The sequence below is a fragment of the Flavobacterium panici genome, from assembly GCF_903819335.1.
In the GTDB taxonomy this organism is placed as follows: Bacteria; Bacteroidota; Bacteroidia; order Flavobacteriales; family Flavobacteriaceae; genus Flavobacterium; species Flavobacterium panici.
This window is the reverse complement of the sequence record NZ_CAIJDE010000044.1, coordinates 174,644-187,149: the sequence shown is the minus strand read 5'-3', so window position 1 is coordinate 187,149 and position 12,506 is coordinate 174,644. Positions and strand designations below refer to the sequence as shown.

Here is a 12,506-nt window from a genome sequence, read left to right as displayed (position 1 = left end):
TTGATGGCAAAATTTAAATTCTAATGTTTTATATTTAGCGTTTTAAATCTTCAAAAAACATAAAATGAAACAAATTAGCCTAATTGCCCTTTTATTTATCTGCCTTATATCCACAAACATTTTTGCGCAGAAGAATAAGAAATTAGACATCATCGCTTATTATACTGGTGATTCTAAACTAATTGACGAGTACGAAGTCAATAAACTAGATCAAATTATCTTTAGCTTTTGTCATTTAAAAGATGGAAAACTAAGTGTTGATTCTCCTAAAGATTCTATTACCATAAAACATTTAGTTTCTCTAAAAGCTAAAAATCCAAAATTAAAAATCGTTTTATCTCTTGGCGGCTGGGGCGGCTGCGAACCATGTTCTGATGCATTTTCTACTGCTGATGGTCGTTTGAAATTCGCAAAATCAGTAAAAGAAGTGAGCGATTACTTTAAAGTGGACGGTTTAGATTTAGATTGGGAATATCCTGCAATTGAAGGCCTTCCTGGACATTTATATCAAGCTGTTGACAAACCAAATTTTACCGAATTGCTTAAAATTCTTCGTTCAACTTTAGGTAAAAAATATGAGTTGAGTTTTGCTGCCGGAGGTTTTCAAAAATATCTTGATGAATCGATTGATTGGAAAGCCGTATCTCCATTAGTAAACCGTATCAATATCATGAGTTATGATTTAGTAAATGGATATTCTAAAGTTACAGGACATCACACACCATTATACAGTACAAATCCAAAAGAAGAATCTACAGACAGAGCGGTTGAGTTTTTATTGAAAGCTGGAGTTCCTGCTGAAAAATTAGTAATTGGAGGTGCATTTTATACCAGACAATGGAAAAATGTAGAAAATATCAATAACGGATTGTATCAGGCAGGAGAGCATTTTCAAGGTGCTGACTTTAAAAACTATGCCACAACTTATACAGAAGCAAACGGCTGGAAATATTTCTGGGATGATAAAGCAAAAGCTCCATACTGGTATAATGAAGGAACGAAAACTTTTGCAACATCAGATGATATTAAATCTATTAAGGCAAAAACAGAATATGTGAAGTCTAAAAAATTAGGCGGAATCATGTTTTGGGAATTGACTTTAGACAGTTTCCGTGACGGAATGGTTAATGCCATTTATGAAGTTAAAACGTCTAAATAAATTTCATTAAAGCAAATAAAAAACGGCAGTTATTTTTTAAGTAACTGCCGTTTTATTTTATAAAGATGTTTTTATTGGATTTTTGATTTGTCTAATTCTCCAATAAACGGAATCGATTCTAAAATTTCTGCTCTAATTATTGTCTGCAAATAAACTTCTAACTGAATAAATTTTGCGGCATTTATTGCTCCAACCGCTTTCTTTGCCTGTCCGTATGTTTTAGAGAATAATTTTTCATAAGCCAGATGATTTTTTAAAGTTCCTTTTGCTAATTCATCTGCCTTTGCATCTGTAAGCGTTGCATAGTTTTGTGCATAATCATTTATTAATTGAAATTTTTCCTGCCCGAGATTTTTTCGCTCTGTTTCATAATTATCATACACTTTCGTAAAAGCTGCTGATTGAGCATCTGATAAATTCATATACTGTTTTACTAAATCGGCTTTAGATTTTCCGTAAACACTTTGTAAAACATCTACATCTTCTTTAAACGAAGATTGTGCATAAGATGAAAACACGGCAATTGCCATAATAAAAATAAGACTTAATTTTTTCATAGTATTGATTTTTAAATTTGTTTCTAAATAATTATGCATTCTAAAATATATTGATTTAAAAAATGGGAGTTATATTATAAAAAAAAGTTTTTTAATTTTTCGTTTCTTGTGTTCTTGGTGCGCTTATTTCTCCATCATAAGAAATTGGTGATCTATTATTACTGGTGACAGAAAGTGAAGCTCCTCCATCAAAAAAAATAGTAAATATTAAATCATAAACATCGTCTTTGCCTTTTACGGTGGCTCTCACACTATAATTTTTAGACTTCTTCCCTATTTTAATATTTTCGGGTATTCCTTCAAATTTAATTCCGCCGTCACTTCCGTAACCAACATTATATCCACGGCCAAAAAAAGGAAGATCACAGGTTGTTTTTTCAGCATTAAACTTCAAAAAATAAGTATTATAATCTAAAATAATAAGCCGTCCGCCTTGTGGTGTGACCTTTTGGGCTTCAAAAACAAAATTTTTAGAATCAATTAAAGCTTCTGTTTCTTTTTGTTTTTGCAGTTCTTTTTCGGCTTTGAGTTCTTTTTTGCTTTTTTGCTGTGCAAATACAGAAAAATTCAAAAAGCCAAACAGTACTAATAAAAGGAATAATTTAGTTTTCATCTCATATTATTTTAAGTAAAACAAGTCGTTTACTTTTTCGTAAATCTCATCATTGCAATATCTCCTGAAATCAAATTCAGCGTTTTCCCATCATCTGTAATATCATACGATGTAATTTTTTGAAGCGTACTCATATAAGTTTGTTCGCCTTGCTGTCCGTCAATGCACATCATTTTAGTAACTGCCATTGGCTGTGTAAAATCAATTTTATTGCCGTTTACAACCAATTTTCCAGTATAGGAATTACAACTATTGTTTCCAGAAACCTGATTGTCTTTTGTATTGAAGGTTATAGTCGGTTTTTTATTCGGATATAAACCATCAAAAGTAATTCGAGGTCCGGTAATATAATTGAGTTCCCAGGTTCCGTCGAGTTTTGCGGCCGAATCTGTTTTTTGACACTTACAGGAAAATAAAATCGAAGTAATTAAAACAAGGATAAAAATCTTTTTCATCATAACATTAAGTATTAAATATGAACGAATTAGAAAAATTTAGTTTCAGAAAATTTTCGTTAAAACTATTACGAATTTAAGCAATATTTTTTGTTTTTGTGCTCAATCAATCTTAAATTACGACGTATAGTTTGACTTTTTTTTAACTTTTAGAGTCAAATTATTCCGTTATTTTATGTTAAATTTACTTAATCTTTAATTTAAAATGCCCGTATATATGAAAAAACTGATCGTATCATTCGCTATAATTACAGCTTTAATCATTGGCTGTAAGACTAATACAAAATCAAATGATGCTAAAACTTTGACTGTAGCATTAGAACCAAAAAGTGGTAGTAACGTAAGCGGAACTGCAACTTTTACGGAGAAAAACGGTAAAGTAACTTTTACGGCAAAAGTTTCTGGTTTACAGCCTGGAGTTCATGCAATACATATTCATGAAAAAGCAGATTGTACTGCTGCCGACGGAAGTTCTGCCGGCGGACACTGGAACCCAACTTTTAAAAAACATGGAAAATGGGGAGTTGGAGAATATCATAAAGGTGATATTGGAAACTTTACCGCTGATGAAAAAGGTAACGGAACTATAACCTTAACTACTGACGAATGGTGCGTAGGCTGTGGCGATGCAACTAAAGATGTGTTAGGAAAAGGTTTAATTGTGCATCAGGGAACAGATGATTTTACAACTCAGCCAACCGGAAATGCCGGAGGAAGAGTTGCCTGTGCCGGGATAATTAAATAATAAAAAATAATAAAACGCTAATAACCACTATATTTCACAAAAATCTAGTGGTTATTTTATTTTTAATTCACTCTAAAACAAGAAAAAGATATAGCTTTGCAGTTATAAATATAATTCAATGATTAACCCATCAGCACACGGCTGGATCGATAAGTTTTTTAGTGAGCAGAAGTTTTCAGAGGCAATTCCTTTTGAAACTACAGATTCCTTTTACTATAAAGTTAGAGAAACTGGTTTTATCTACGGTCATATCATTGCAATTGATTCTCAAATCCCAATTCCGATAAAAGGCTGGTTTAAAACCGAAATTTCTAAAATTGCCTTATTAAATACCCTTTATCACGTTTTTTGTTTAGAAAAAAGAAATTCTGAACCAAATAATTTTATTACCGAAGTTTTAAAATTCTACAAGCAAATGAACCCGGAAGGATTTAATTTGTTTAAGATTCTGCTTCCAAAAGACACACCTTCTCATTCATTAGAAAGTATAATTGATGAAAGAGTACAGACCAATGACAGTATCATCAGCAAAAACTTTTCGCATTTAGTAACTAATGCGCTTTTGTTTATTGATGTTTTGGCCTTTAGACAATATTTAGAACACGGACAAATTCCGGAAAAATATTTAAAAAGAATTGAAGAAACGGTTCTTGGAATCGTAGGTTTGGCTTTAAAAACAAAAACAATCAAATCGCAGCACGACGATTTGCTGATTAAACTTTTTGAGGCTTCTATACGTTATTCTAAATTTTCGAAAGTTACCGTAGATACTCTGGAAACTTTACAATTAGATTATTTTAAAAATACTTTAGAGCATTATTATTTAATTGACATGGCCGGAATGGCATTGTGGAGCGATGGTGTTGTCGAAAATGAAGAATCTTATTTCTTGTATTCTTTAGGTTCAATGATGGGTGTTTCTGATGATTTTGTAAAAACAAGCATCGACACAACCCATGATTTTATTACGACTCATAAAAAGAAAATCCCATACTTTAATTACTCCAATCCGGTTAAGCATTTCTACGACCAGATGACGCACAGCGTTGTAAAACTGATTATAAGAAACAAAAACAGATTAATTAAGGAAATTGTTCAGAGTAAGGAATTAATGGTTCTATTGGCTTATTCTACAACAAGGGATTTAGATGCGAAGGAAAAGAAAAAAGTAAAAAAACAGCTTTTAGATATTTGTAAAACGATTCCGTCCCTGACTATATTTCTACTTCCGGGCGGAAGTTTATTACTGCCGATTTTAATTAAGTTTATTCCAACGATGTTACCATCTGCATTTAATGAAAATCTAGACGAAAATGAATAAAAAAAAATCGCCCTTTTGAGGCGATTTTTTATTTTTATAGATTACTCAACTGGTAAACGTCATCAAGTTCATCATTCGAAGAAATGGTCACATTCAAATCGGTTACAAAACCAGAATTCAATCCGTAAACCCATCCGTGAAGCATCAAATCCTGACCGTTTTTCCAAGCAGATTGCACAATTGATGTTTTAGCTAAATTGTAAACTTGCTCTTTAGCATTGATTTCTACAAAAGCATTAAAACGTTCTGTTTCATCTTCAATAGAATTCAAATATTTATCATGTAAACGGTATTCATCTTTAATGTGACGAATCCAGTTATCGATAATTCCAACAGATAAATTACCCATAGCCGCTTTTACACCACCACATCCGTAATGTCCGCAAACAATAACGTGTTTTACTTTTAAAACGTTTACTGCATAATCCAGTACGCTTAACATATTCATATCTGAGTGAACAACCATGTTAGCAATGTTTCTGTGTACAAACACTTCACCAGGTTTTGCCCCAATAATTTCGTTTGCAGGAACACGGCTGTCAGAACATCCAATCCATAATAATGGCGGAGATTGCCCTTTTGCTAAATCAGCAAAATAATTAGGATCTTTTGCTAATGAATCTTCTACCCATTTTTTATTGTTCTCTAATATTTGTTCATAGAACTTTCTCATCTTTCTTAGGTTTTTTCTTGGTATTATCAATGCTTAAGCATATCAAAAAGACTTTTTTGTAAAGTTATTTAAATTTTGATATTTCTCAAACCTGAATAATATCTTTATTTATATAATTTGTTTAAAATTTTTCTTTTTGTTCTTTCTTAACCAATGCTCGTTTTGCAACATCATAATAATGTTCAATCGTAACGTGATTGTTATTATCCGGAGTATTTTCTAATTCGTATGCTTCTTTAAAACCTTTTAGCTTTACTTTGATATTTTCATCGATAGCGCGGGTTTCCTTAAATTCACGAATTAAATCTAATACATCATGAGCAATATATTCTGTATCATGCGCATTAATAATTACTTTAGAATTTTCCGGAATTTCACTTAATGTTTGTTTGATTGCGGCTTTATTTAAAAAAGAAACTTCCTGCGCTAAATCGATATGAATGACATCGCCATCTTCATATTCTTCTTTTTTGAAGATGTAAGCTCTTTTTAAATTTCCTCTTAAAACAAAAATGATACTAATGATAATTCCTAAAGCAACTCCCTTAAGCAAATCTGTCGCAACCACAAAGACCAAAGTTGCGATAAAAGGGACAAACTGGTATTTCCCCTTTTCCCAGAAATGCATAAAGGTTGCTGGTTTTGCTAATTTATATCCAACCAAGATTAAAACCGTAGCCAAAGTTGCCAAAGGAATTTTATTTAAAATTGCCGGAATCGACAATACACTTATCAATAAAAGTACACCATGAATGATAGATGACATTTTAGATTTTGCACCTGCGTTATTATTTGCAGAAGATCTTACTACAACAGAAGTCATTGGTAATCCGCCCAAAAGTGAACTTGCAATATTACCTATACCCTGCGCTCTAAGCTCAACATTGGTATCAGTATAACGTTTTTGAACATCCATTCTGTCTGAAGCCTCAATACACAAAAGTGTTTCGATAGAAGCTACAATGGCAATTGTAACAGCTACAACCCAAACCTGCGGATTTGTTACTGCAGAAAAATTTGGTGTAATTATAATGGATTTAAAATCATCAAAAGACTTTGGAACTGGCAAAGAAACCAAATGTTCTTTTGCAATTGCCAATGAGCTTCCTGTTGATATAAAAAATTCATTTAATAAAACTCCCAGGATAACAGCTACAAGTGCACCCGGAACTAATTTTAATCTCTTTAAAAAAGGAACTTTATCCCATGAAATTAATATTACAAGTGAAACAAATGAAATCACAACTGCTCCTAAATTGATATGATTTAAGACATCAAAAAGAAATGAAAATGAATTGCTTCCGTCGTTTTGAATAAAAGCCTGATCGCCTTCAAAATCAGCATCGTAACCAAATGCATGCGGAATTTGTTTCAGAATAATAATGATTCCGATACCTGCAAGCATTCCTTCGATTACGTTTGTTGGAAAATAGTTTGATATACTTCCCGCTTTTAAAAATCCTAATGCCAATTGAATTAGTCCTGCAATAAACACAGACAGTAAAAACACATCAAAGGCACCAAAATCAGTAATAGCTGTTAAAATAATTGCTGTTAAACCAGCCGCAGGGCCAGAAACGCTAATATGTGACTGGCTTAAATAACCTACCACAATACCTCCAATAACACCCGCAATAATTCCAGAAAATAACGGCGCTCCAGAAGCCATTGCAATACCTAAACACAATGGAAGAGCCACCAAGAAAACCACTAAACCTGAAGCAAAGTCAGACTTAAGGTTGGCAAAAAGATTGATTTTTTTTGTCATAATACAATACTAAAAATTGATACATTAGAACCATGCTGCATTTGCTGTAAATACAGTTGTTCTTTAAATAATCGGAAGTATTATGCCAAGTTGGGTGGTGGAGCAAATATGCTCGGAGAAATATTATCTAGTTTTACGATGTTTTCAGAAACTATCGTTTTCTTTTGAATGTAAACAGGAAGCGGTGCTTCGTGTTCTAAAATTACAGGATGCACTACAGATTTTAGTTCTTTATGCACTTCTTCTTCAGAAAAATTAAAAGACACGCACGAACTTCCTTTCTTAATCGCCTGAACAATTGTCGGGGTCGATAAGAAGGCAATAAATATGAATAATAATATGCGTGCTAATATTTTCATTGTGGCAAAAATAGCGTTAAACAAATAAAATCAAAGCGACAAGGCAAAAATTTTATACAATTTTAACAAAAACATAAAAGCAGAATAATCAAACTAGACCATTCTGCTTTTTAATACATTCATAAACAATAAATTATAGCGATTCATCAAGCCATGCATTCATCATCCAAATTGTTTTTTCCTGCTCTGCAATAAAGTCACTCATCATTGAATTTGTACCTTCATCATTAATTTCGCCAGATTTATTCAGGATTTCTCTTTCAATTTTTAACAAATCCGATAATGAATTTACAATTAACTGAACTGCTTTTTCATCGTTAGAGATATTTTTTCCAACTGTCAATTTATTGTTCTTGATATAATCTTCAAAAGTGTGCAGCGGAGTTCCGCCAATTGTTAAAACCCTTTCTGCAATCATATCTATTTTTAATTGTGAATCTGTATATAGTTCTTCAAATTTTACATGTAAATCGAAGAAACGTTTTCCACGAATATTCCAATGAATTCCTCTTAAATTTTGATAGTATACCTGAAAATTTGATAATAAAACATTTAATTCTTTCACTAACAATTCTGACTCTTTTACAGGTAATCCTAAAATATTTGTTTTCATAATCTTCATTTTTTATAACTAAGTTTACTACAAATTTAAATTATCTTCATTAAAAAAATTATAAAAAAAAATTATATTTACTTATTTTTGTATCAAAAATTACTATCAAAATGACGATAACTCAATTACAATATGTGTTAGCAGTTGCAGAGCATAAAAACTTTACTCTTGCGGCCGAAAAATGTTTCGTGACACAACCCACATTAAGTATGCAGATTCAAAAAATTGAAGAAGAACTTAATATTTTAATTTTTGACAGAAGTAAAAAACCTATTCAGCTTACAGATATTGGACAAAAGATTGTAAATCAGGCAAAAAATATTGTAAACGAAGCAGATCGTATTAAAGATATTGTTGAACAGCAAAAAGGTTTTATAGGAGGAGAATTTCGTTTAGGAATTATTCCGACTATTATGCCAACGCTTTTACCAATGTTTTTGAATAATTTCATTAAAAAATATCCAAAGGTGAAGCTTTTAATTGAAGAGCTTAATACAGATGAAATTATTGTAAAGCTAAAAAATGGTCATCTTGATGCAGCAATTGCAGCAACTCCGCTTGAAGATGAAAAGATAAAAGAAATAGTCTTATACTTTGAGCCGTTTGTAGCTTACATTCCGGAGCATCATCACAGCTTTCAAAAAGAAGAAATCGAAGTGGCTGATTTAAACATTAATGAGATTTTACTTTTACAAGACGGACATTGCTTTAGAGACGGAATTTTAAATTTATGTAAAAACGGTACTGATGTCGAGCAAAATAATTTTCAGATTCAAAGCGGTAGTTTTGAAACTTTAATAAAATTAGCCGACGAAGGTTTGGGTACAACATTACTTCCGTACTTGCACACCTTAGACTTAAAAGAATCCGATAAACTGAAACTACGAAACTTTAAGGAACCAAAACCTGCCCGTGAGGTAAGTTTGATTTACCCAAAGAGCGAATTAAAAATGCAAATCATTGACGCAATTCGATCTACAATTGCCGGCGTTGTAAAAGGAGCAATTGTTTTTCAGAACGTTCAAATCATTAGTCCGCTGCAAAAGAAATAAGCATAAAAAAAGGAGCCAATTTGGCTCCTTTTCTTTTATACTTTAATTAGTAGTAGACTTTGTTTTAATTCTGGTTTTTCAATAATGAAATTTAATAACCATTCTTGCAATTGTTCCATTTCGTATGGTAACAGTGTTTTGATAGCTTTTTCTAACTCTCTGCAGAAAAGTACCGGGTCGAAACTAACTCTCTCAAGTATTGATTTCGTGTAATCAAACATCATTTTTGACATAATAAAATAAGATTTTTGGGGGTTATCTATATTTTTAAACTCGCACCAAATGTAAACATTAATCACATATAAAGTTTCTTTTTAACTTATTTTTTTAAAAACTTTAGCAACGAATACGTTTTCTTAGTACAGATAAATCAATATAGAACCATTCTAAACAACTAAATTACACCTTTTTAAAGGCTCTAAACATTTCTCGTTTTCCCGGCGGGCCTGCTAATTTTTCGACTGTAAATCCAACAGAAATCATGCTTCTTTTAACAACTCCGCGGGCTGCATAAGTAACAAGGACTCCATTAGGTTTTAAACTATTGTACATTTTCTGAAAAATTTCAGTACTCCAAAGCTCCGGCTGCACGCGATATCCGAAGGCATCAAAGTAAATCAAATCAAAAATTTCAAAATCGTTTATTTCATCAAAAAATTGTTTCCTTTTAGTTAACGAGAATTGGCTGCTAATTTCGTTTTTCTCATTCCATTCCGTTTTATGCATTTTTTCGAAAATGTTCTCAAATTTCAATGCCTCAAGTTCGGCAACATAATTCATTCCCAGAATTTCTTCGGCATTTACAGGATACGCTTCTACCCCAACATAATTTATTTGTTGCTGTTTATGTTCTGATTCTAAAAAGGTTATAAAAGCATTCAAACCCGTTCCAAAACCAATTTCAAGAATTGACACCGGATTACTCTCAAATAAGGACAAACCATTTTTTATAAATACATGTTTTGCTTCTTGTATGGCACCATGTTTTGAATGGTAACTTTCGTTCCATTCTTCTAAATGAATTGTAGTTGAACCATCTAGCGTTTTAATTATTTCTCTTTTCACAATTTTCGAATTTTGCAATGGATAATTATTGATCTGTAACCCATTTTCTAAGTCAAAATTACTCAAAACAAATGCGTAAAGCCTTAAAAAATGATAGTTTTTTCATAAATTCCTTATAAAACTCCGCAAAAATTTTCGGTTTATTATAAGATAAATAAATCTCAGTTAAACACAGGAATTAATGCAGTTTTACCAAGTAAATTATATATTTTTCCGTAATTTTGCATTTAAGAAAACCTATTCTTCATCAGATCATTACGTTATATTTTCATCTGTTAAGAATACAAATTAGATAAAAACTTTACATAATTATGAGTACAACTCAAACAAGCAAAATTGAAATCAGAAAAGCTACTTCGTCTAAGATAAGTTCTGTAGACTTTGAAAACTTAAGCTTTGGTGCTGTATTTACAGACCATTTATTTGAATGTGATTACAAAAACGGACAATGGCAGACTCCGGTCATTAAGCCTTATGCACCGATTTTAATGGATCCTTCTTCAAAAGTCTTTCATTATGGACAAGCGATTTTTGAAGGAATGAAAGCTTATAAAGATGAAAATAATGATGTTTGGTTGTTTAGACCTGATGAAAACTACAAGCGTTTCAATAATTCTGCTGTACGTATGGCTATGCCTGAAGTTCCGGAAGATATATTTTTAGAAGGTTTAAATGAATTGTTGAAAATCGATCAGGAATGGATTCAAAGAGGAAACGGTGCAAGTATGTACATTCGTCCTTTTATGATTGCTACTGGTCCTGGGGTTATTGCAAATCCATCTGACGAGTATAAATTCATGATTTTACTTTCACCTGCAAAATCTTATTATGGTGGTGAAGTAAAAGTAATTATTGCTGAACATTATAGTAGAGCTGCAAATGGTGGAATTGGTGCTGCAAAAGCTGCCGGAAACTATGCTGCTCAATTCTATCCAACTAACCTGGCAAACAAAGAAGGTTTTCAACAAGTTATTTGGACTGATGATGCAACGCACACTAAATTAGAAGAAGCTGGAACAATGAACGTTTTCTTCAGAATCAACGATACTTTATTAACAGCTCCAACAAGCGAAAGAATTTTAGATGGTATTACCAGAAAAAGTTTAATTGCAATGGCTGAAAAAGAAGGATTGAATGTAGAAGTTCGTCCGGTAATTGTTTCAGAATTAGTTGAAGCTGCTAAAAACGGATCTTTAAAAGAAATCTTCGGAGCCGGAACTGCTGCAGTTATCAGTGTTATCAAAGGATTCTCTTATAAAGATGAGTATTTTGAATTAACGCCAATCGAGAATTCATACGCCTCATTCTTAAAAGAAAAACTAACAAGTCTTCAAAATAAACTTTCAGAAGATACTTATGGATGGACAGTTAAAGTTCAATAATCCAAAATCAGAATAAAAACAAAAACCCGACAGCATTTCGTTGTCGGGTTTTTTATTATATCTCTATTACTTATATCTAAACACATAGAAACATAGATTTAATGTGTTTAATTAAAGAATACAAAAAGAAACACGTTTCTCACACATAGCTATGTGCATTAATGCAAGTGAAACGCCTTTTTTATAAGCACCAAAAAACTATGTCTCTATGTGTTAAAACATTTGCACACAGAATTTTATTTTTATAACAACTTTGAAAAATCTGGTTTAAAGTAATTCGGACCTTTCATTACTTTTCCGTCTTCGCGATAAATTGGTTTTCCGTCTTCGCCAAGTTTACTCATATTACTGCGTTGGATTTCATCAAAAACAGCTTCAATTTTATCCTGCAAACCGTGTTCAATAATAGTTCCGCATAAAATATACATCATATCTCCAAGAGCATCAGCAATTTCGACTAAGTCATTATTTTGAACCGCTTCAAGATATTCTTCATTTTCTTCTTTCATTAAATTATAACGAAGTAGTTTTTTAGTTTCTCCTAAATCAGCAATTGGAGTCTGGCTGTGACCTATTTTAAAAGCAGTATGAAATTCAGTAACTGCGTCTAGTTGTTTTTTCATGTTTTTATTCTATTAAATGAGACGGCAAATTAGCAACAAATCGTATACAATTCTCTAAATTTGTCAAAAATTATTTTTAAGTATGTTTAGTCAAGGACAATTAATATTCGGACTCTGTTTT

15 protein-coding genes are annotated in these 12,506 nt (G+C 31.9%); 5 read left to right on the top strand and 10 right to left on the bottom strand.

Features of this window, described 5'->3' with window-relative positions; translation table 11 throughout:
• Positions 1-64: 64 nt before the first annotated feature.
• Complete coding sequence (locus tag FLAPXU55_RS13365; RefSeq protein ID WP_180858253.1) at positions 65-1,159, top strand: glycoside hydrolase family 18 protein; 1,095 nt, start codon at positions 65-67, stop codon at positions 1,157-1,159.
• A gap of 71 nt (positions 1,160-1,230) precedes the next feature.
• Here FLAPXU55_RS13365 and FLAPXU55_RS13360 read toward each other — a convergent pair whose 3' ends face one another.
• The 3 genes from FLAPXU55_RS13360 to FLAPXU55_RS13350 all read right to left on the bottom strand — a co-directional run bounded on the left by FLAPXU55_RS13360 (position 1,231) and on the right by FLAPXU55_RS13350 (position 2,787).
• The gene (locus tag FLAPXU55_RS13360; RefSeq protein ID WP_180858251.1) at positions 1,231-1,716 is read right to left on the bottom strand and encodes a hypothetical protein; all 486 of its coding nucleotides are present in this window, start codon (positions 1,714-1,716) and stop codon (positions 1,231-1,233) included.
• A gap of 91 nt (positions 1,717-1,807) precedes the next feature.
• Positions 1,808-2,329, bottom strand: a complete 522-nt coding sequence (locus tag FLAPXU55_RS13355) for a DUF4251 domain-containing protein (protein ID WP_180858249.1) — start codon at positions 2,327-2,329, stop codon at positions 1,808-1,810.
• 29 nt (positions 2,330-2,358) lie between these two features.
• Positions 2,359-2,787 carry an META domain-containing protein gene (locus FLAPXU55_RS13350; protein ID WP_180858247.1) on the bottom strand — a complete coding sequence of 143 codons (429 nt, stop codon included), beginning with the start codon at positions 2,785-2,787 and terminating at the stop codon, positions 2,359-2,361.
• A 214-nt stretch (positions 2,788-3,001) separates the two neighbouring features.
• Between FLAPXU55_RS13350 and FLAPXU55_RS13345 the strand changes: the two genes are divergently transcribed.
• Both FLAPXU55_RS13345 and FLAPXU55_RS13340 read left to right on the top strand, forming a co-directional pair.
• Positions 3,002-3,529 carry a superoxide dismutase family protein gene (locus FLAPXU55_RS13345; RefSeq protein ID WP_053471789.1) on the top strand — a complete coding sequence of 176 codons (528 nt, stop codon included), beginning with the start codon at positions 3,002-3,004 and terminating at the stop codon, positions 3,527-3,529.
• A gap of 118 nt (positions 3,530-3,647) precedes the next feature.
• A complete protein-coding gene (locus FLAPXU55_RS13340) occupies positions 3,648-4,850 on the top strand; it encodes an LETM1-related biofilm-associated protein (RefSeq protein WP_180858245.1) in 1,203 nt (400 codons plus the stop codon).
• Positions 4,851-4,884: 34 nt separating this feature from the next.
• Here the strand turns inward: FLAPXU55_RS13340 and can are convergent, their stop codons facing one another.
• The 4 genes from can to FLAPXU55_RS13320 all read right to left on the bottom strand — a co-directional run bounded on the left by can (position 4,885) and on the right by FLAPXU55_RS13320 (position 8,263).
• The gene (gene can / locus FLAPXU55_RS13335; RefSeq protein WP_053471791.1) at positions 4,885-5,523 is read right to left on the bottom strand and encodes a carbonate dehydratase; all 639 of its coding nucleotides are present in this window, start codon (positions 5,521-5,523) and stop codon (positions 4,885-4,887) included.
• Positions 5,524-5,644: 121 nt separating this feature from the next.
• On the bottom strand, positions 5,645-7,291 hold the full coding sequence (locus FLAPXU55_RS13330) for a SulP family inorganic anion transporter (protein ID WP_180858243.1): 1,647 nt from the start codon (positions 7,289-7,291) through the stop codon (positions 5,645-5,647).
• A gap of 80 nt (positions 7,292-7,371) precedes the next feature.
• The gene (locus FLAPXU55_RS13325) at positions 7,372-7,650 is read right to left on the bottom strand and encodes a hypothetical protein (protein WP_235992049.1); all 279 of its coding nucleotides are present in this window, start codon (positions 7,648-7,650) and stop codon (positions 7,372-7,374) included.
• A 133-nt stretch (positions 7,651-7,783) separates the two neighbouring features.
• A complete protein-coding gene (locus FLAPXU55_RS13320) occupies positions 7,784-8,263 on the bottom strand; it encodes a Dps family protein (protein ID WP_180858241.1) in 480 nt (159 codons plus the stop codon).
• Between the two features lie 110 nt (positions 8,264-8,373).
• Here FLAPXU55_RS13320 and FLAPXU55_RS13315 point away from each other — a divergent pair, with 110 nt between their 5' ends.
• Entirely contained in the window at positions 8,374-9,315 is a 942-nt protein-coding gene (locus tag FLAPXU55_RS13315; protein WP_053471795.1) for a LysR substrate-binding domain-containing protein, read from the top strand.
• A 35-nt stretch (positions 9,316-9,350) separates the two neighbouring features.
• On the opposite strand, the gene FLAPXU55_RS24095 is transcribed toward FLAPXU55_RS13315, so the two are convergent.
• Positions 9,351-9,548, bottom strand: coding sequence for a hypothetical protein (locus tag FLAPXU55_RS24095; protein WP_053471796.1), 198 nt, complete (start codon positions 9,546-9,548; stop codon positions 9,351-9,353).
• 166 nt (positions 9,549-9,714) lie between these two features.
• Positions 9,715-10,380 carry a tRNA (5-methylaminomethyl-2-thiouridine)(34)-methyltransferase MnmD gene (gene mnmD / locus FLAPXU55_RS13310; RefSeq protein WP_180858239.1) on the bottom strand — a complete coding sequence of 222 codons (666 nt, stop codon included), beginning with the start codon at positions 10,378-10,380 and terminating at the stop codon, positions 9,715-9,717.
• Positions 10,381-10,691: 311 nt separating this feature from the next.
• Here mnmD and FLAPXU55_RS13305 point away from each other — a divergent pair, with 311 nt between their 5' ends.
• Positions 10,692-11,762 (top strand): branched-chain amino acid aminotransferase, encoded by a 1,071-nt coding sequence (locus FLAPXU55_RS13305; RefSeq protein ID WP_180858237.1) that lies wholly within the window; start codon positions 10,692-10,694, stop codon positions 11,760-11,762.
• A 242-nt stretch (positions 11,763-12,004) separates the two neighbouring features.
• On the opposite strand, the gene FLAPXU55_RS13300 is transcribed toward FLAPXU55_RS13305, so the two are convergent.
• Positions 12,005-12,385: a pyrophosphohydrolase domain-containing protein gene (locus tag FLAPXU55_RS13300; RefSeq protein WP_053471798.1), complete on the bottom strand. Its 381-nt coding sequence runs from the start codon at positions 12,383-12,385 to the stop codon at positions 12,005-12,007.
• Positions 12,386-12,506 lie beyond the last annotated feature (121 nt).